The following is a 19,826-nucleotide window of genomic DNA, read 5'->3' on the forward strand; positions in this document are numbered from 1 at the left end:
GGATATGAGCAAACCTACCGTCTCCGCGCGATGCGTTTCGCGGTTGACCGGCGTGGATGCCCGGCACAAGGCCGGGCATGACGGCTGAGAGTGAGCTGAAATTATCTCGAGTTCGAAGCCCTGGGCTGGACGCGCGCGCGCTTGCGACTTGCGCGTCCCTGTGGCACACAGGCACCGAACGCGTCGGACGCGATTTCACGTGTTTCGGGCGATCAAGCGCTGCAGTAGCTCAGTGGTAGAGCACTCCCTTGGTAAGGGAGAGGTCGAGAGTTCAATCCTCTCTTGCAGCACCAGCTCAACAATTTGTCCGTCAGTTCGACGTGAAATGCGGGCGGCGCGTAAAACGGCCGATCTTGCGCGCAGAGAAAAGCCCGCCAGAGGGTCCGGCGGGCTTTTTCGATGTTGTCGAGCGGATAGACGGCGACGCGGGGCGCGCCGGGAGATTTTACGAGAGAATCGAGTTCAAGCGGGAGAAGGCTTTTGAGCTGTAGTCTCGAAAGGGAAGGCTTTCGAAAAATTCCTCAACGGCTTTGGGATTCTGGCCCCAGGCGATCAGGAAGCCCGCTACCGCCAAAAGCAGCAGGGACAGCAACCCCGACGTGAGGCCGGCGAGAACCCCAACCCCTAGAACGACACCAATCTTGGTCCTGTTGCTCATCGCCATCGCTACGTCTCCTGATTGCGCCTCGTCCGCACGCATCACTTAGATCAACATGGTTAATGAATGATGAGCGCGCAAGCTCCTGCGTCTGCGCGGCTTAGGCATGGGACAAGCGCGGCGCTCGGACGCACGCCAGACTGCTCGGACGAGCGCGCCGTTGAGCAGTAAGGCGGCTTCGAGACAAGCCAAAGTCGTCCGGCGAACGCGTCAGCGAGGGCGACGGAAACCGGTCCTGAACCCGCGACTTGGGGCGACCGAACGTTTTCAGCCGGAGTAATAGCTGACGATCGCAGCGCCGAGGAAGAAACCGATCGCCCCTAGAATCATCAGTCTCGTTAAACCTTCCGGCATGAACTCTCTCCAGGCAGCGCCGCTCGCCTCAAATTAGCGGTCTCACCTCCAAGATCAAGAAGCGTTGCGCCCAGAGCGTCGCGATCGCGTGGGCGGCAAAGAAAAGAAAAACCGCAGGCGACGCGGCCTGCGGTTTAAAAAAATTTCGCGCGCTCTTAGTAGTTATAGAAAGCGACGCAGACGCGGTTGCCGTAATAGTCCCAGCCCCAGCGCGCGCAGCGCTGCGGCGGGGCGGTCGCCGCGCCGACGACGGCGCCGCTGGCCGCGCCGATCGCCGCGCCGGCGAGCGTGCCCCCGGCGCGTCCGCCGGACGCGAGCGCGCCAATGCCCGCGCCGCCAAGTCCGCCGATCACGGCGCCGCCTGCTGCGCGTTCACCGGGAGTGTTGCACGCCGCAAGCGGCGCGGCCGCCGCCAGGGCGGTCGTCAGCAGCAGAACTTTCTTCATGCGTTTCTCCTAGGGTGAGGCTGGATCGTCCGCATCCAGGCGAAGCGGCGCCGGACCAATCCGATTGTATGCGCGCCGCGAGAGTCTGTACGACGCCGCGGCCGACGACCGCTTGGGGATGCCGCAAGCCGCATTGGCGTCGGGCGGAGTTTAATAAAAGCGGCCTGCGATGACTGTCGCAAAAATACAACATCGTGCGAGTTTCAGGCGTTCGCCGCTTAGGAAAAGCCCGAAACGCGACGAGTTTTCGCCATAAAGGAGCGCGCACGGCGCCCTTGGGATTGGACCGTAAATTTGCTAGCAGCCATTGTCATTTGCTTTGAAGGACATCGCTCTCATGGATGCAGCCGCATGCGCCGAGGAATTCCGACGCCGTCTCGACGCCGCCGCCGACGCCACTGAATCTGCGCTCGACGCGCTGCTCGCGACTGCGCCGCTTCCCGGCGAGATCGCCCGGCCCGCGCGCCTTCTCGAGGCGATGCGCTATTCTTCGCTCGGCGGCGGCAAGCGGCTGCGGCCCTTTCTCGTCATCGAATCCGCGCAACTCTTTGGCGTCGTCGGCGAAGCGGCGCTGCGGACCGCCTGCGCGCTTGAAATGATTCATTGCTATTCGCTCGTCCATGACGACTTGCCGGCGATGGACGATGACGATCTGCGTCGCGGCCGGCCGACGACTCATAAGGCGTTTGACGAGGCGACGGCGATCCTGGCGGGCGACGGGCTGTTGACCTACGCGTTCGACGTCGTCGCCGATCCGAAGACGCACCCGGACGCTGGCGTGCGCGCGGCGGTGGTGCTCGCCTTGGCGCGCGCGGCGGGACTTGGCGGCATGGTCGGCGGACAGGCGCTCGACCTTGCCGCTGAAACCGCGGCGACGCCGCTCACGCTCGAAGAAACCTTGCAGATGCAGGCGATGAAGACGGGCGCTCTGTTGCGCTTCGCGGTCGACGCTGGAGGCATTCTCGGCGGCGCTTCTGTGGCGCAGGCGCAAGCGCTGACGCGCTATGGCGAAGCGCTGGGCGCGGCTTTTCAAATCGCCGACGACATCCTTGACGCAGAAGGCGACAGCGCCGCGCTCGGCAAGCGCGCCGGCAAAGACGCCGAACGCGGCAAGGCGACTCTTGTGGGTCTTCTCGGTCTCGACGCCGCGCGCGCGAGACGGGACGCGCTGGTCGCCGAAGCGACGGCGGCGCTGCGCGAAACAGGACTGGGGGAGGGAACCGACATTCTGGCGGAGGCCGCACGTTTCGTCGCCGCGCGGCGCAACTAAGGACATATGCCGATGGCCCGACAAGGACTATCCAAGGCCCGTCGGCGCGCCTCGGCGATCCTGGCGCCATTTCGTATTGTTCGCGCGCGCCCGCAGCTCTTTCTCAGTCTCGCGCTCGGCGTCATCGTCGGATTGCTTCTGCCGCAGGCGATGCAGCCGGTCGCACGCGCGCTCGTCGCATGGAACGCGGTCGCGCTGTGCTATTTTGCGCTCGTTTACCTGCTCGTCGTCGGCGCCACGCACGACACCATTCGCGAGCGCGCCCAGATTCTCGACGAGGGCCGCTTCGTCATGCTGTTGCTCACGACGGCGATCGCCACAGCCTCTTTCGGCGCCGTCGTCGTCGAGCTTGGTTCGGTGAAGTCAATGGAAGGCTGGGAGAAGGGTGCAGCCATCGCGCTTACCATCATCACGGTGCTGAATTCCTGGCTTTTCCTGCACCTGACCTTCGCCTTTCATTATGCGCACGAATTTTACTTCGAGGAGGAGCATGATCCGGACGAACCGCCGACGGCGCGCGGCGGACTGCATTTTCCTAACACCAGGATGCCGCAATACATCGACTTCCTGTATTTTTCCTACGTCATCGGCGTCGCCTTTCAGACGGCCGACATTGAAACCTGCTCGTCGCAGATGAGACTGATGGTGGCGACGCATGGCATCGTCGCGTTTTTTTACAACACCACCATCCTCGCGCTCATGGTGAACGTCGCCAGCCAGCTGGTCTGAAGGACATATGAAGGAAGATGCGGCGGCGATAGACACCATCAAGACCGAAGCGGCGAGACTGCGCGCGATTTTGATCGGCTCGGTCGGCAATCTCGTCGAATGGTACGACTTTTACGTCTATTCGGCCTTTTCGCTTTACTTCGTCGACTCGTTCTTTCCTGGCGAAGACCCCCTCGCGCAGATGATGTCGGCCTCCGGCGTTTTTGCGCTTGGTTTTTTGATGCGTCCGATCGGCGCCTATGTATTTGGGCGCATCGGGGACGGGCGCGGCCGGCGCGCCGCGCTGATGCTCTCGGTGCTGCTGATGTGTCTGGGTTCGCTCCTCATCGCGCTGGCGCCGACCTATGCCACGATCGGCGTCGGCGCGCCGGCGACGCTGCTCTTCGCGCGTCTCGTTCAGGGCGTCAGTCTTGGCGGCGAATATGGATCGAGCGCGACCTATCTTGCCGAGATGGCGCATCCCGAGCGGCGCGGTTTCTATTCGAGCTTTCAATATGTGACGATGATCGCCGGCCAGCTGTTGGCGCTCTGCGTGCTGCTCATTCTGCAGAATGTCGCGCTCGATGCTCAGGCGCTGCGCGACTGGGGCTGGCGCATCCCCTTCGCCTTCGGCGCGCTGCTCGCCATCGTGGCGCTCTATATGCGCCGCGACCTTGCCGAGACGCCCGCCTTCAAGGCGTCCCGCGCCGAGCGGCGGCGCGGATCGCTCAGCGCGCTCCTCGCGCATAAGCGCGAGACGGCGACGGTCGTTGGACTGACGCTCGGCGGCACGATCGCCTTCTATGTGTATACGACCTACATGCAGAAATTCTTGAAGCTGTCCGCCGGATTGAGCGATGCGGAGACGACGTGGATTGCGGCCGGCTCGCTTCTCTTCGCGCTCTGTCTGCAACCGATCTACGGCGCTTTGTCGGACCGCATCGGCCGGCGACCGATGCTCATCGCCTTCGGCGTGCTTGGAACGATCTTCACGGTTCCGCTGCTGACCGCGATTCAGAATGCGCGCGATGCTTGGATCGCCTTTGCGCTCATCTGCTGCGCCTGGCTGATCGTCGCGCTTTACACCTCGATCAACGCCGTGGTGAAGGCGGAGCTTTTTCCCGCCGCCATTCGCGTCACCGGCGTCGCTTTGCCTTATGCGGCGACGGTTTCCGTTTTTGGCGGCTCGGCGGAATATGTGGCGCTCTGGTTCAAGGCGCAGGGCCATGAGAGCTGGTTCTTCTACTATGCGAGCGCCGCTATTTTCATCTCGCTCGTCGTCTACGCGACGATGCCGGATACGAAGAAAAATTCGCGGATCGAGTAATAAAAATAACGCGCTGCTCGAATGTCATTCCAGACGCGCTTCACTCGCGATCGGGAATTCAACGTCACAACAAGCATGATGTAATTGCTCTCAATTCGCGGCCACTCCTTCGGCCTGCCGGCAATGACGGCGGCTGGCGAATAGCCTCTGAGGCGATGACTTCCTGAGTCTTACGCCTCTGTCGCCGGCCCTATGCCGAGGTCCGACAGGCGCACGGCAAGTTCAGGCGCAAGCATCGGCGTCACAAGCTCGCTTGGCGTAAATTCCGCGATCTCCGCGTAGCCGCTGGCGCCCAACCGGCGATGAATCCAGATTGTTGCGCGAATGGCGTCGACGACCCAAACTTCGCGAACGCCATAAGCCGCATAAATGCCGATCTTGCGGCCCTTGTCATAATTGAGGCTCGAATCCGCGACTTCGATCGCAAGCAAGACAGAAGAGCCGTCGAGCGCCTTTAGATCAAGCTCGCGACGAAAGACGCAGAAGTCGGGCTCGACGAACGTGCGGGCGTCAAGTCGCAGCGTCGTTTCTGGCGCGATGGTAAGATGGGCTGGCGCAACACGTTGCAAAAATCGATTCAGCTCAATCTTAATCCACTCATGCCGAGCCCCCTTGGGCGACATGGGCACGACCTCCCCGCCGATGAGTTCGAACCGTTCGTCTTCGTCGATGATGCCGACGCGGACCATCTCCTCGACCTCGGCGACCGTCCAGCACCGCCGGGGCATGCCCTCGGCGGCTTGCGTGGAAAGCGGCAACGAGGCGGGTCGCAGATGCGGATTCATATGCGCACCATAGCACGTCCAGCTCCGCGGGACGTCAGTTATCCAAGAAGCTCCGCAGCTTCCGGCTCCTTGACGGGTGCTTCAGCTTCCGCAGCGCCTTCGCCTCGATCTGGCGGATGCGCTCGCGGGTCACCGAGAACTGCTGGCCGACTTCTTCGAGCGTGTGGTCGGTGTTCATGCCGATGCCAAAGCGCATGCGCAGCACGCGTTCCTCGCGCGGCGTCAGCGAGGAGAGAACGCGCGTCGTCGTCTCGCGCAGATTCGACTGGATCGCCGCCTCGATCGGCAGCACGGCGTTCTTGTCTTCGATGAAATCCCCTAGATGCGAATCCTCCTCGTCGCCGATCGGCGTTTCGAGCGAGATCGGCTCCTTGGCGATTTTCAAAACCTTGCGCACTTTCTCGAGCGGCATGGCGAGCTTCTCGGAAAGCTCCTCGGGCGTCGGCTCGCGTCCGATCTCATGCAGCATCTGGCGCGAGGTGCGCACGATCTTGTTGATCGTCTCGATCATATGCACCGGAATGCGGATGGTGCGCGCCTGGTCGGCGATCGAGCGGGTGATCGCCTGACGAATCCACCATGTGGCGTAGGTCGAGAATTTATAGCCGCGGCGATATTCGAATTTATCGACGGCCTTCATCAGACCGATGTTGCCTTCCTGGATGAGGTCGAGGAATTGCAGGCCGCGATTGGTGTATTTCTTCGCGATGGAGATCACGAGACGCAGATTCGCCTCGACCATTTCTTTTTTCGCCTGCCGGGCTTCGCGCTCGCCCTTCTGCACCATATGCACGATCTTGCGGAACTCGGAGATCTCCAGTCCCGTCTCGGTCGCAAGCGCATGAATGTCGCCGCGCAAATCCTTGATGCGATCCTTGTCCGCGGCGACGAACTCCCTCCAGCCCTTGGAGCCGAGCTTGGCGACGCGCATGACCCACTTCGGGTCGAGCTCCGAGCCGTGGAACTTGTCGATGAAGTCTTCGCGCATCACGCCGTGGCTGTCGGCGAGCCGCAGGAGCTTCGTCTCATAGCCGATGAGTCGCTTGTTAATGTCGTAAAGCTGCTCGACCAGCGCTTCGATGCGGTTCTGGTTCAGCGACAGCGATTTGACGTCGGCGACGATTTCCTTCTTGAGCGTCTTATATTTGCGCTCCTGCGCGGGCGTCAGGGTCTCGTTCTTGAGCTTGTTCTCGACGTTCTGGTCCTGGAGCCGACGCAGCTTCTTATAGGCGTCGGCGATGCGCGCGAAGGTTTCGAGAACCTTCGGCTTCAGTTCCAATTCCATCGCAGAGAGCGACACGGAATTTTCCATGTCGTCTTCTTCCTCGAACGATTCTTCGGTCGGCGGCACGTCCTCCTGCAGCCCGGCGGGCGGGGTCCGAGGCGCGGTCGCCGGCGCCAGGTCGGCGGCGGGCGCCGGCTCAGCGGTCTTCGTCGCCTTGCCCTCGGGGCCGGCGTAGGTCGCCTCAAGATCGATGATGTCGCGCAGCAGGACCTTGCCCGCTTCCAATTCCTCGCGCCAGATGATGATGGCCTGGAAGGTCAGCGGGCTCTCGCAGAGCCCGGCGATCATCGCTTCGCGCCCGGCTTCGATGCGCTTGGCGATGGCGATTTCGCCTTCGCGCGACAGAAGTTCGACCGAGCCCATCTCGCGCAGATACATGCGCACGGGGTCGTCGGTGCGATCGGCGGGCTCCGACGTGCGCGTCGCCACCGCGGTCGCGCGCGGGGTCTCGACGAGTTCGCCGCCTTCCGGTTCTTCTTCCTCGGGGCTTTGTTCTTCGGCCTCGACGTCGTCCGGATCGTCGCCTTCAGAGACGGTGATGCCCATTTCCGAGAGCATCGCGTAGACGTCCTCGATCTGATCCGACGACACTTCCTCGGACGGCAGCACCGCGTTCAGCTCGGCATAGGTGACGAAGCCGCGTTTTTTCGCGAGCTTAATCATCCGCTTGACGGCGGCATCGTTGAGATCGAGAAGCGGTCCGTCGGAAGCCTCCGTGGCCGCTACGGTTTCGTTCTCGACCTTAGTTTCGTCTTTCTTCGCCATCCACAAGCTCCAAACGCCTCGCCCCGGATCGGCTTTCCCCGAACCAGGCAAGGCGCAAGTTTTCTAAAATAAGCCAGAGAGGCCGGCCCTCTCTAAGCCAAGGCGCGGAAAGCGGACGAAAAAAGCCCGACCGACCACGAAAAAACCTTCGCACCGCCCCCCTAGCGGCGCGTCTTCCATCCCCTCTTCGCCACGGCGCCAACCCATGCGAATTCACAAGTTGCGCGATGGCCGGCCGGAAAGTGACCCATACCCTTCCACCGCTGCTTCTGCGCCCTCAAGCGCCGACAACTGGGTCTGAATATCCTTCAGCCGCGCTTGATCCCGCTCGTTGGGGTTGTCGGCGAGCAGCGCTTGCACCGCGCGCAACTCTCTATTTAACGCCAATGATCTGCGATGCAAGGCGAAAGCCTGTCGCAGGCTCTCGCCGGCGTCCGCCGCCGCAGCCTCGGGGCGCACGCTCCACAGCGTCGAATGGGCGGCCATCGCCTCGAGCCGGGCGACCGTCCGCGCAAGTCCAAGCGACGCCAAAAAAAGGTGAAGCTCAGCTTTGTCGGCCGCGCCGCTCTCGGCGAATCGCAGGAGCGCATCACGCAAGCCTCGCGCGTCGGCGGACTCAAGATCAAGCGTCGCCAGATCCTCCGCGCGGGAGTGGATCAGATCCGGATGGTTGATCAGGATCAACAGGATAAGCGCCTCGCGCGGCGCAATCGCTGACTTGACGCCGCGAAACAGCGGCGAATTCGCCAGGCCTGGACCAATGGTCAAGGCGGCCTCGTCGGAAGCGCGCCGGCGACCGCTCGCCCCTCGCCCCGGGACGTCTGGGCGTCGAAACGGGCCGCGCCGATCTCGGCCGAAGAGGCGCGCCAACCGCTGCGCCAGCTCTTGGAGATAGTGGCGTCTCAGGTCGTCGTCGACAATCTGACCGACAATCTCGCGCAGCCGCCGCTCCAACGCGGCGCGGCGCTCGGGCGTATCCAGCGTCGCCGCATCGGTCTCGCGCATCCACAGCAGATCGACGAGCGGCAGTGGGTGGTTCAAAGCTTCAGCGAGCGCCTCCGCCCCGCTTGAGCGCAGCAGTTCGTCCGGGTCCTGGCCGTCCGGCAGAAGGACGAATCGCAGCGAGCGCCCGGGGCCAATCAGCGGCAGCGCCGTATCGACCGCGCGAAAGGCCGCTTTCAATCCCGCCTTGTCGCCGTCGAAGCACAGGATCGGCTCCTCGGCCAGGCGCCAGAGCAGGGCGCATTGATCCGGCGTCAGCGCCGTGCCGAGCGGGGCGACGGCGTTGGGGAAGCCAGCCGCGGCCAGCGCGATGACGTCGACATAGCCCTCGACGGCGATCACCGCGCGGGTATCATGCGCCGTCTTGCGGGCGTTGTGCAGATTGTACAGCGTCGCGCCCTTGTGAAAGAGCGGCGTCTCGGGGGAGTTGAGATATTTGGCCTGGGCGTCCGCCTCCAGCGCGCGGCCGCCGAAGGCGATGACCCGTCCGGCGCGGTCGCAGATCGGAAACATCACCCGATTGCGGAACCGATCGTAGGGAACGGCGATGTCCTCGCCATGGACGAGCAGGCCCGCCTCGATCATCGTTTCGACGCTTGCGCCCTCGGCGGCGAGGTGATCGCGCAGCGCATGGCGCTCGGGCGGCGCAAAACCCAGACGGAATTTTTCGCGCGCGGCCAAGGGAATCTGTCTGCCGTCCAGATAGGCGCGCGCCTCGCGTCCCGCAGGGCTGGCGAGCTGCTTTTCGAAAAAGACCGCCGCCGCCTCCAGCGCCTCGCTCAGCGTCGCGCGCCGTCGGTCCTGTTCCTGCTGCTCTTTGGTCTCGACGGGCAGGGGCAGTCCCGCGAGGGCCGCCAGTCTTTCCACCGCCTCCGGGAACGAGAGCCCCTCCGTCTCCATGAGAAAATCGAAGATATTGCCGTTCTTCCCGGCGGAAAAGTCGAACCAGCGCATCTTCTGGTCGTTGACGTAAAAGGAGGGGGTCTTTTCGGCGTTGAAGGGCGACAGGCCCCGCCACTCTCTGCCTTCCTTCCGAAGCTTCACCTTCTGGCGCACGACCTCGGAGACGGGCAGGCGCGCCCGTATCTCATCGAGGAAGGAAGGGGAAAAGCGCATAGGGTGTCCCTAGCACTACTCCTTCTCGGCAGGGAACAAATTCACCGCGATGCCCATGATTCACAGCTGGTCCGCTCGCCGAATATACGGCGCAAGGCCCGGGCTATCAGCGGCGCATCAACGCCGTCCTGCGCAGCTATGCAAAGCAGCGCAAGGCGGGTTGAGCGCAGCTAGTCCGGCATGACCCGGAGCGGCGCTGTGAAGTCTGGCAGCGACTCAAAGCTGATTGGACCGCCGAATGTCAGGCGCACCGCCGGCGGCTCGACCGGCTTGAAGTGGCGGTCCATGACGCCGACCCCGCAAACGGCGCCGGGGGCGAGGCCGTTGACGCACTGCTGATAGAGGGCGTCGCTCGGCAGCAGCGACCCATAGGCGTAGGTGATCTGGTCGGAGCGCGAATTGAAGATGTTGAACGCGTCGAGCTGAATGCGCCAGCCGTCCGCCCAGCGATAGCCGAGCCGCGCGTTGAAAGTGCCAGTGGCGGGCGAGGTGAAATAGCCGTCAGGGGTTAACGGCCGCGCGCCGAAATAGCGGTATTTCATGCCGGCGAACCAACCGGTGGCCTCGCCGATTTCAAGCCCGCCCATCGCGACGATCGCGGGGGCGTTGAAGAGATAATTGCCGGGGGCGTTGCCAAGGAAGGTTCCGTAAGGCAGCGTCTCCGCCGTCGTCAGTTCGGCATAGCTGAGCCATGCATTTTGATCGACGCCGCGGAAGCGCGTATTCACGATGGCCACATTGCCGTCGAAGCTGATCCAGGACACCGGATGATAGTGATTGGCGATTTCGATGCCGTAGCGGCGACTCGGGCGGCCGAATTCTGTCGTGCCGGCGTCGCCGACATATTGGTTTTCGGAGTCGAGATTGAGCCAGAACAGGCTCACGCTTGAGTCGAGTCCCTCGATGAATTTGGTGCGCCAGCCGATTTCCGCGCCGCGCGATTTCACGAGCAGTGGAATGCGCCCGACGACGGAGAAGCTATCGAGGTCGAGACCCTCGATGCCGCCGATTTCCGCGCTCGCGAAGCTCTGCACGGTGCCGCGCGCGTCGGTGGAATGGAATCCCTCGCCGAAATTCAGGAACATCTCGGTCGCATACCAGGGACCGAGAATGATCGAGGCCTTAGGACTGAAGATAGACGCGTCTTTCTGACCATTGTTAAAGGGACCGGTCCACAGGAAAACCGGCAGCCCGGCGCTGTTGAAGACTTTGGGGGCGTCCGCCAGCGTCTGAATCGAGTTGGTGGCGGCTGAATAAAGATCGACGCGCGCGCCCGCCACCGTTCGCAGCCATGGCGTCCAACTCACCGTCGTATCGGTCCAGATGCCGACGCTGCCTTCTCCGACATAATCGTTTCGGATCGAATCGTAGATGTTGCGGCGGAAGCTTTCCTGCAGGCCCAGACGAATGTCGTCATAGCGACCCTGAAGCCCGAAGCGGGTCTGGACGGGAAGGCCGAAGGAGTTCCAGGCGATCCCATGCTGAGCGTTGACGCCGACGATCGTGCGCCGGTCGAACTGGCGGAACTGGTCGCCGACATCGGGATGCGCGAGGTAGTAGGTGAAGTTGTTGTAGAGTTCCAGAGTCGAGCGGATCGCGTAGGCCTCGACGCGCGAGTAGTGATTGCCCTCTGTCTGACTCCAGCGGCCCGAAAGGGAGAAGCGCGTGGTGTCGCCGCCGTCGGTCGGGTCGGTCGTGCCCCATAGCGACAGCAGGCCGGAGTTGACGGCCCGCATGGGAATCTGATCGGTCGAATACCAGCGGTTGGCGTAGGCCATCGCGGTCAACGACATGCCGTCGCTCTGCGTGCCGCGCGTCCAGCGCAAGACGCCGTTGATCTTCTTTACTTCGTCGCCGCGCTCCCAGGGACCGTTGTAAACATTCATTTCAACGGCGCCGTAGGCGTCGCCGCCATAGATGTCCTTGTATGGCTGGATGGCGAATCCGCGGCCATAGCCGAAGCTGCCGCCTGTTCCGGAGAAATAGCCTTTGTCGATTTTATCGATGTATTGGATGTAGATCGAGCCGGCCGAAGAGAAGTCTCCGTCTTCGGCCGCGTAGGGCCCTTTCTGCACCAGAATCGACGACAACAGCTCGGGCATGAGGAAATTCGTGTCGGCGTAGCCCTGCCCGTGGCCGTGCGTGCGCATGTTCAGCGGCATGCCGTCGAGATAGAGCGCAAGATCGGTTCCGTGATCGAGGTTGAAGCCGCGCAGGAAATATTGGTTGGCTTTGCCCTCGCCTGAATGCTGCGAGACGATCAAGCCGGGCACGATTTCAAGCGACTCGCTGGGACGCGAATAGGGATAGGCCGTCACTTCCTCGCCGGTGTAGAACTTGTCGCTGGACGCCGTGAGCGGCGGCGGCTTTTGCCCGACCGACACCGTGGGATCCTGAATGGCTGGCGTGGGACGAACTGGGCCGCGCGTCGCCTGCCCACTTGGTCGCGATGGCCTCGCAGCGGTGCTGGCCGCCGGGCGCTGACCGCCGACATTGATCGTTGGGAGCGCGGTGAATTGCGCCTGCGCCTCAGCGCCAATGAGCGAAATCGCGATGGCGACAGCGGATACGGAAGCGGCGTTTCTGCGGTTCATTCGGCGTCACCCAACATGCGCGTTATTGTGATTTTTTTTGAAAATTGTCTTACGCGATGCGTTGGGTCAATTGGCTCAATGCAATTTGCCGAAAGCGTTGCCGATTTGCCACAGACGACGCGCGCTAGCTGGAATGGTGCGGGTGGCGGCCGGTCGTGTGACGATCGACGTGGGACGTTTCGCCCTGCTCGAGATCCGCCGGCAGGACGACGAGCTGCCCGTATCGGACGCCGCGCTCGCCGATCACATGGCCGGCGAAGTGCTCGACATCCGTCTTCTGGCCCTTGAGCAGCGACACTTCGAGACAGGTCGCTTCATCGATGTGCACGTGGAGCGTCGCGATCGACATGTCGGCGTGAGAATGATGGTCATGCATCAGTTTTTTCGACAGCTGCCGCGTCTCATGGTCGTAGACGTAAACGAGCGCGGCCATGCAGGGGCGGGCGCTGTCATCGGTTTCGGGCGTTTTCAGCAGCCCTGCGCGGACGAGATCGCGAACGGCCTCGGAGCGATTTCGATGGCCGCCTGCCTCCATATACTGATCGAGCGCGCTCATCAGTTCTTCGTCGATCGTTATGGTTACTCGCTGCATGTGAGGCTCCCGCTGTCGCGCCTCGCCATGCGGTTCAACCCAGTAAAGTCGGGAAAGCGCGACCACTAGTTCATTACGCCAAGGCGCATAGGCCGCCAATAGCGTCGCGGTTTGAAGCCGGCCGTTAGCAAAAGCGCCGACGCGTTGGGGTTCTGCGGCTAACTTATTTCTCTAGGGTGTGACCTCGCATGCGTTTTGCCGCCGTTTCAGCCGCATTGTCAGAAGACAGATGCGCGTTTCAAAGCGGCTGAACAGCAGGTCGGACATTCGTTGGCCAGGACGCGCTTATGGCTCCTGCAGTTTCCTGGCGTCATTATCGCGCAACGCGTTCCCGAAGAGTCGCTACGCGGATCGCTTGAGATAATATTCCGGCGAGCCGGTCCGTGACGTTAACCATGTGATCTGAAGATGCGCGTGGGGGCTTGGGCGGGCGCATGCTTAGCTGGCTTCACTCCATCGATTATCGTCGAGACATTCGGGCTCGCCATTTACCGGATGAGTATTGACCAGCGCGCGATGGACGCTATTGTCTCCATCCGTGCGGTTTTTGAGATTTTTTGGGAGGACTCTATGGCGCGCTCATCGGACAATCCGCAGAACAAACGTCGAGGCAAAAAAGCCTTCGGCGTGATGGGTGTATCTTTGTCGCTCGCGGGCGCTGCCTGCGTCGACAGTTCTCCTGCTGACGCTTCGACGGCTCCGACGACGAGCCGGACGCGCACGATCGACCTCCGCGAACAGGAAGTGTTCGACGTGGGGCTGAATTCGTTCCGCCTTTTCGACCGCGAAGAAGCGCCGGCGGTGAAGACCGAGCAGGTTGCGTGGTGGGTCGGATGTCGCGGCTGCAGGGGCTGTGGCTGTCGGGGCTGCAGGGGCTGCGGCTGTCGCGGCTGTGGCTGCCGCGGTTGCTGGTAACGCACCGCTGCACATTTGACGGCTGAGCGGACGCTCCGCTCGGCCGCAAGCGCTTCGGGTCGATGCCTTGGGGCGAGGTGAAGCGCAGCCACGTCGTGTGGAACGCATCTCTGTGTTCCGTGCGCGCCTGTGTTCGTCTCCCTGATTCCTGTAATCGAGCGATCTCGTCGCGCTGGGCGCCACGAGACGGGGAGCGCGCGACAGCCAAATGACAATTGACGTATCTAAACCGCTTGCGCCGAAGCCGGTTTCACAAGAGCGGTTAGGCGACGCCCTACGATTCGCGCCAAATTTTTCTGTCTATGTCCTGCCGCCTGACGCTGTCTGCCTTTATTCGGAGGACAGAAAGTTTTTCCTTCGAGGCGCGCTCTATTGCGCGCTGGCCGAGAGGATCGGCGCGGGCGAGGACACCCACGCCATACGTCAGGCGCTGTCCGCACAGTTTCCCGTCGACTCAATAGACGAGGCGTTCAAGCGACTATTCGATCGCCGATTCGTCGTCCCGGCGGGCGCATCCGATGGCGTCGCGGCGGCCTATTGGGCGAGTCTCGGCTTACAGCCGGAAGTCGCCGCGAAAAATCTGCAGAAGGTCTCGGTTCAGATCGAAGCCATCGGGATCGGCGGCGCGCGGGAGCTGGAGAAGGCGCTGGACGTTTTCGGCGTCAAGGTCGTGAAGCGCGGAGGCGATCTGACCATCGCCTTGGTCGGCGATTATCTTGAAGGTCAGCTCGCCGAGTTCAACCGCCGGCGGCTCGAGGCGAAGCAGGATTGGCTTTTGGTGCAGCCTTCCGGCGTTTTCCCGCTGGTCGGCCCGATTTTCAGCCCTGGCAAGAGCGCCTGCTGGAGATGCCTGGCCGATCGCATGAACTGGAATCGACAGGTCAAAGCGTTCCTCGGCCGCAAGGAGGCGCGCTGCGTCGCTGTTTCGCCGCTCGGCGCCAATCCGCTCGGCCTGAGCGGCGCTGGCATCGCCGCCGCGGAGATCGCGAAGGCGATCGCCAGCGGCTTCCGCACCGATCTGCACGAGCACATCGTGAGCCTGGACCTGATGGGCTCGACGGTGGCCCGTCACTATGTGCCGGCTCGGCCGCAATGCCCAAGCTGCGGTGACCCCGAGCTGCGCGATCCCGCGCGAACGCCCACGCCCATCCCGCTGCATGCCGGCAGCGCGAGCGTCGTGACGAGCGGGGGCTACAGATCGGTCGCGCCGGGCGACACTCTTGCTCGCAATCGCAAGCATGTGAGCCCGCTGACCGGCGTCGTATCGCATCTCGATCGGATCAAGAGCCAACAGCCGCTCGACGCGAGCTTCATCGCCAGACATAATTTTTCGCCGCGCCCCGAAACCGTCGACGCCCTTCAGGCCGGGCTGAGCGGAGACAGCTATGGCAAGGGCAGCGTCGCCGAACAGGGCGAAGCCAGCGCGCTGATGGAGGCGATCGAGCGCTACTGCGGGATTTTCCAGGGCGACGAGATCAGGATCGTCCGACGATTCGCGGATTTCCCGGCCGGCGAGGCGATCCTGCCCGATGACATCCTGCTCTATAGCGACGCGCAATATGAGCAGGGCGCGAAAAGCGGCGGCTGCGGCGAGGGCGCACAGCGCTTCGATCCCGCCGCAGAGACGGAATGGTCGCCAGTGTGGTCTCTGCGCGACGAATGTTTCAAATACGTTCCCACCGGCCTTCTGTATTTCTTCCACGAGTCCGGCTGCGCGAACCAGATCAGCGCCGATTCGAACGGTTGCGCGGCGGGCAATACGATCGAGGAAGCCATTATTCAGGGTTTCCTCGAACTCGTTGAGCGGGACGCCTATGCGATCTGGTGGTACAACCGTTTGCGTCGTCCGGAGATTGATCTCGACAAGCTCGGCGACAGCTATGTGCGCGACCTCCGCGCCGTCTTCGCGAGGATGGGCCGCGACGTCTGGGCGCTGGACATAACGAGCGATCTTGGCATTCCCGTCGTCGTCGCCGTCGCCCATTGGATTGAGGACGGACGGGAATATATCGAAGTCGCAGCGGGCGCGCATTTCGATCCAAGGATCGCGACGCTGCGCGCCATGACCGAGCTCAACCAGTTTCTCGCCATCGACAGCCTCGGCGGCCGTCCCGAGCTCGGGCCCGACGACGATTATGGGGGCGACCCTCTGCCGCTGCGCAAGCACGTCTATATGCGGCCGCAGGGCAAGGCGTCCTTCGGCCGGTCGCGGTTCAAGAATTTCGCCCAACTCGACGGCCGCGACCAGGTGCTGGCCTGCGTCAAGCTCGCCGCGCGGGCTGGGCACGATTTCCTCGTCCTCGATCAGACGCGCCCCGACATTGACGTGCCGGTGGTCCGGGTGATCGTTCCGGGACTGCGGCATTTCTATCGCCGCTTCGGCCCCGGACGTCTCTACGACGTGCCCATCGCGCTGGGTCTGCGCAAGCGGCCGGTGCGCGAAGCCGATGTCAATCCCTTGTTCCCCCGCACCTAACTTGCCTAGCGATACGTCCCAACCGCCACCGCCGCCAGCACGGCTCTTCGCGCGACTCAATCCTGGCGTCGCGCTTGAGCGCAACGCCGCCGGCGGGCTCACGGCCCTTTTCGATGGTCGGAGCGTGGAGTTCGGAAAGTTTGGCGCCGATGTCACAGAGCGCGCCGCCGACTTCGACACGGGCGTGGCGTTCGATGGCGAGCGAAACGGGGAGATGAGCGAACTCGTCCGAAGGCTGGCGCTTTACGGACTCGTGGAATATCGCCTGGCGCGCGCGCCGAACGGTCCCGATCTCATCGTCGTCGAGCCGCAGATGCGCGACTATGCGCCACGGATGATCGAACTCGACGAGGATCGCGCTCTGGCGCTGTCGCGCTTCGCCTATATTCGGCGGCGCGGCGCCGACATGGTGCTCGAGTCGCCGCGCGCCATGGCGCTTTTCCGATTGTGCGATCCCAGCGTTACAGCAATGATCGCGCATCTGTCGGAGGCGCGCACGGTGAGAGAGCTTTGCGCCTTGGCCGACTTTTCGGGAGCCGAGCTGCTGGCGCTGCTCCTCGATAGCCAGATTCTGTTCACGCCCGGTCCGGGCGCCGACAAAGCGCTTCGCGCGGCCGAAGGCGACGACGATCTCATCTTATGGGATTTCCACGATCTGCTGTTCCACAGCCGCAGCACGAACGGGCGTCACGCCAATCCTTCCGGCGGGATCTATGCCCACGCGCATCTCGCAGCGCTGCCGCCCGCGGTACGGCCGAGCTGGCCGGGGCCGGCGATCGACCTGAAGACGCTTGAGACGGCGCCGCCTTCGGCCTTTGCGACACTGCTGCGGCGCAGACGCTCGATTCGCGTCTTCGATGAGCAGCGCCCGATCACGCTGACGGAGGTGGCGCGGCTCCTCGACGGCGCCGCACGAATCATATCGCGAGAGCGAAAAACTGACGAAGACGAGGATGAGTCAGAGGTCGCCCCTCGCCCCTATCCGTCGGGCGGCGCGAGCTACGAATTGGAGCTCTATCTCGCCGTCGACAGATGTGAGGGTCTGGCGCGCGGCTTCTATCATTACGACGCCAACCAGCACGCTCTTGTTTTGATCGAGACGAACGCGCATTGGCTCACGGCCATGCTGGAGGACGCGCAATTCGCCATGGGCGCGCCGGCAGTCCCGCAAATCCTCATTACAATGTCGGCGCGTTTTAGCCGCGTGTCCTGGAAGTACAGCGGCTTCGCCTATGCGCTCGTTCTGAAACACGTCGGCGTGCTGATGCAGACGCTCTATCTGATGGCCACGGAGATGGAGATCGGGGCCTGCGCGGTCGGCGTCGGAGATATCGACCTCTTTGCGAAGATGACGGGCCTCGCGTTTCACGTTGAAGGGTCGGTCGGCCAGGTCGCAATCGGACGCGGCGTTCAAAGCGATTCAACGCCGCTCGCCGATTGACCGCGCGTCGCCAGTGCGACTGACAGATCGGCGGTCAGGAATCGTCCAGTGACCAGCGTCGGGGGCGCCTTCAGGTGGTCTCCATAACTCCAAGAACAGCGCCGACCTTCTGCGCCAACTGCTCGATCGAGAATGGCTTTGGCAGGAAATTTACGCCGCGATCGAGCACGCCGTTATGAATCACGGCGTTTCGCGAGAAGCCCGTAGTAAACACAATCTTCAGGTCGGGGCGACGGCGCAGCGCCTCTTCCGCGAGCGCGCGACCGTTCATGTCCGGCATGACAATGTCCGTGAATAGCAGATCGATATCAGGATTGGCGTTTATAAGCGCAAGCGCCTCGGCGGCGCTCCCTGCGGCGAGCACGCTGTACCTCAAATCCTGGAACATCGCGACCGCGATGCTCCGCATCCAATCCTCATCTTCGACGACGAGGATGAGCGTCTCTGGTGAACCTCGGAAAGCCATCCCGGCAGCGCTCGGCTCACGCCTTGGACCGGCGACTTCTCCCTCGCCAACGAAGCGTGGCAGATAAATCTTGACCGTCGTGCCCTGGCCAATCTCCGAATAGATTTTGATGTGTCCGCCCGACTGCTTGACGAAACCGAACACTTGACTGAGGCCGAGCCCAGTTCCCTTGCCAGGGCCTTTGGTGGTGAAGAACGGCTCAAAGGCTTGTGCGATAATTTCCGGCGGCATGCCGGCTCCGGAATCGCTGACGGCGACCAATACGTATTGACCCTCCTTCACTTCGGCGTGTTCCCGCGCGTAGTGGTCGTCGATGTAAGCGTTCGAGGTCTCGATCGTCACCTTGCCTTCGTCGTTCATCGCATCGCGGGCGTTGACCGCCAGATTCAATATCGCGCTCTCGAGTTGGTTGGGGTCGACGTGGATCCGCCAGACCCCGCTCGCGAGAACCGTCTCGACACTGATGGATTCGCCAAGGGTGCGCCGGATCATCTCCGCCATGCCGCCCACCAACTTATTGGCGTCCACGGTTTGGGGCGCGAGCGGCTGCTGACGCGAAAAGGCGAGGAGGCGATGAGTTAAAGCTGCTGCGCGATCGACGCACTCCATGGCCTTGTCGATCAAGCTATCCTTGTCGATCTCGCCGCGCGCCATCTTGCGCTTCAGGAGGTTGAGGCATCCGACGATGACCGCAAGCATATTGTTGAAGTCATGCGCCAAGCCGCCCGTAAGCTGCCCGACCGCTTGCATTTTCTGCGCTTGCCTGAGTTGGCTTTCCACGCGCTCCCGCCGCTCGCTTTCCTCGGCCGCCTGCTTGAGCGCAATTCGAAGCGCGACATTGGCCGTCTGAAGTTCGGCGACCTGCCTCTGTCGGTCTTTGAGGGTCGCCCAACCCAGGAGAGCCGCTGACAGGAGAGCGCCTGCAACGCCAATCTGCGTCAACGTCGCCGTCCAACGCATTTCGGCGTTTCTCGTCGTCAAAAGGCGCTCTTCTTCGGCGAGCATTTCGGCGATGATGCCGCGCGCCTCATCCATGAGACGTTTTCCGACCTTGAGACGATCGGCTAACGTCGCGTCCGGCGTCGCGCCGCGTTCTTCGATGCGTTTTTGTAATGCAACTAGTCGGTCTGCGACGACGGAACGCAGACGTTTCAGTCGTTGCATCTGCTGTTCGTTGTCGAAGACAGCCTGCTCTAAGGCGCCCAAACGCTCGCCAATGGTTCGATCGGCGTTACGGAAGGGCTCCAAGAAAATTTCGTTGCCCGTCAGCAAGAACCCCCGCTGGCCGGTTTCCGCATCCTGAAGGGTGGAGAGGGTTTGCAGAAGCGCCGTGCGCACATAAAGCGTGTGCTCGACCCATGTTTGCCGCCACCTGTCTTTGAAGCGAGATGGCGGCGCCGCCGATCGCCGCGACCAGACATCCGAAGATGGCCCATGACACGGCCTTTTTCGGAAGCGTAACCGTTACCGTCATTTTCCAGGACCTCGCCATACAGGCGACGCCATTAACTTACATAAGAGCAGTCCTTGTCAAAATGCCCAACCCGGCCCGCGCGCCGTCCTTCCGTATTATGCGTAACGTTATCTTTGAAAAAAGGGGACTGGCTTGTCACGGCCCCGATCAAA

14 protein-coding genes and 1 tRNA gene are annotated in these 19,826 nt (G+C 62.6%); 7 read left to right on the forward strand and 8 right to left on the reverse strand.

Translation table 11 applies throughout. The annotated features are described in order from the left end of the window. The first annotated feature begins 218 nt into the window (after positions 1 to 218). Positions 219 to 293, forward strand: a tRNA-Thr gene (locus tag A3OO_RS0106860). Between the two features lie 152 nt (positions 294 to 445). Here A3OO_RS0106860 and A3OO_RS0106865 read toward each other — a convergent pair. Both A3OO_RS0106865 and A3OO_RS0106870 read right to left on the reverse strand, forming a co-directional pair. Further along, positions 446 to 664 carry a hypothetical protein gene (locus A3OO_RS0106865; protein WP_026222755.1) on the reverse strand — a complete coding sequence of 73 codons (219 nt, stop codon included), beginning with the start codon at positions 662 to 664 and terminating at the stop codon, positions 446 to 448. Between the two features lie 503 nt (positions 665 to 1,167). Further along, entirely contained in the window at positions 1,168 to 1,458 is a 291-nt protein-coding gene (locus A3OO_RS0106870; protein WP_018407096.1) for a hypothetical protein, read from the reverse strand. A 337-nt stretch (positions 1,459 to 1,795) separates the two neighbouring features. Here A3OO_RS0106870 and A3OO_RS0106875 point away from each other — a divergent pair, with 337 nt between their 5' ends. Genes A3OO_RS0106875 through A3OO_RS0106885 form a run of 3 tightly spaced genes read left to right on the forward strand, consistent with a single transcriptional unit; the run spans position 1,796 to position 4,763 of the window. Next, positions 1,796 to 2,728 carry a polyprenyl synthetase family protein gene (locus A3OO_RS0106875; protein ID WP_026222756.1) on the forward strand — a complete coding sequence of 311 codons (933 nt, stop codon included), beginning with the start codon at positions 1,796 to 1,798 and terminating at the stop codon, positions 2,726 to 2,728. A 12-nt stretch (positions 2,729 to 2,740) separates the two neighbouring features. Then, complete coding sequence (locus A3OO_RS0106880) at positions 2,741 to 3,457, forward strand: DUF1345 domain-containing protein (RefSeq protein WP_026222757.1); 717 nt, start codon at positions 2,741 to 2,743, stop codon at positions 3,455 to 3,457. Positions 3,458 to 3,464: 7 nt separating this feature from the next. Continuing rightward, entirely contained in the window at positions 3,465 to 4,763 is a 1,299-nt protein-coding gene (locus A3OO_RS0106885; RefSeq protein ID WP_018407099.1) for an MFS transporter, read from the forward strand. 170 nt (positions 4,764 to 4,933) lie between these two features. On the opposite strand, the gene A3OO_RS0106890 is transcribed toward A3OO_RS0106885, so the two are convergent. The 5 genes from A3OO_RS0106890 to nikR all read right to left on the reverse strand — a co-directional run bounded on the left by A3OO_RS0106890 (position 4,934) and on the right by nikR (position 12,902). Then, positions 4,934 to 5,548, reverse strand: coding sequence for a Uma2 family endonuclease (locus A3OO_RS0106890; protein WP_018407100.1), 615 nt, complete (start codon positions 5,546 to 5,548; stop codon positions 4,934 to 4,936). Positions 5,549 to 5,582: 34 nt separating this feature from the next. Next, positions 5,583 to 7,598, reverse strand: coding sequence for an RNA polymerase sigma factor RpoD (gene rpoD, locus A3OO_RS0106895; RefSeq protein WP_018407101.1), 2,016 nt, complete (start codon positions 7,596 to 7,598; stop codon positions 5,583 to 5,585). Between the two features lie 213 nt (positions 7,599 to 7,811). Continuing rightward, positions 7,812 to 9,716 carry a DNA primase gene (dnaG, locus tag A3OO_RS0106900; protein WP_018407102.1) on the reverse strand — a complete coding sequence of 635 codons (1,905 nt, stop codon included), beginning with the start codon at positions 9,714 to 9,716 and terminating at the stop codon, positions 7,812 to 7,814. Between the two features lie 170 nt (positions 9,717 to 9,886). Then, a complete protein-coding gene (locus A3OO_RS0106905) occupies positions 9,887 to 12,310 on the reverse strand; it encodes a TonB-dependent receptor (protein WP_018407103.1) in 2,424 nt (807 codons plus the stop codon). A 124-nt stretch (positions 12,311 to 12,434) separates the two neighbouring features. Next, positions 12,435 to 12,902, reverse strand: coding sequence for a nickel-responsive transcriptional regulator NikR (gene nikR, locus A3OO_RS0106910; protein WP_018407104.1), 468 nt, complete (start codon positions 12,900 to 12,902; stop codon positions 12,435 to 12,437). Positions 12,903 to 13,310: 408 nt separating this feature from the next. Between nikR and A3OO_RS23955 the strand changes: the two genes are divergently transcribed. The 3 genes from A3OO_RS23955 to A3OO_RS0106925 all read left to right on the forward strand — a co-directional run bounded on the left by A3OO_RS23955 (position 13,311) and on the right by A3OO_RS0106925 (position 17,734). Further along, positions 13,311 to 13,817 (forward strand): hypothetical protein, encoded by a 507-nt coding sequence (locus A3OO_RS23955; RefSeq protein WP_018407105.1) that lies wholly within the window; start codon positions 13,311 to 13,313, stop codon positions 13,815 to 13,817. A gap of 208 nt (positions 13,818 to 14,025) precedes the next feature. Beyond that, the gene (locus A3OO_RS0106920; RefSeq protein WP_018407106.1) at positions 14,026 to 16,293 is read left to right on the forward strand and encodes a TOMM precursor leader peptide-binding protein; all 2,268 of its coding nucleotides are present in this window, start codon (positions 14,026 to 14,028) and stop codon (positions 16,291 to 16,293) included. 1 nt (position 16,294) lies between these two features. Beyond that, a complete protein-coding gene (locus tag A3OO_RS0106925) occupies positions 16,295 to 17,734 on the forward strand; it encodes a SagB/ThcOx family dehydrogenase (RefSeq protein ID WP_018407107.1) in 1,440 nt (479 codons plus the stop codon). Positions 17,735 to 17,804: 70 nt separating this feature from the next. Here A3OO_RS0106925 and A3OO_RS21275 read toward each other — a convergent pair whose 3' ends face one another. After that, positions 17,805 to 19,538 (reverse strand): CHASE3 domain-containing protein, encoded by a 1,734-nt coding sequence (locus A3OO_RS21275; protein ID WP_018407108.1) that lies wholly within the window; start codon positions 19,536 to 19,538, stop codon positions 17,805 to 17,807. Positions 19,539 to 19,826: the final 288 nt, after the last annotated feature.

The sequence above is a fragment of the Methylocystis rosea SV97 genome (assembly GCF_000372845.1).
Taxonomy (GTDB): Bacteria; Pseudomonadota; Alphaproteobacteria; order Rhizobiales; family Beijerinckiaceae; genus Methylocystis; species Methylocystis rosea.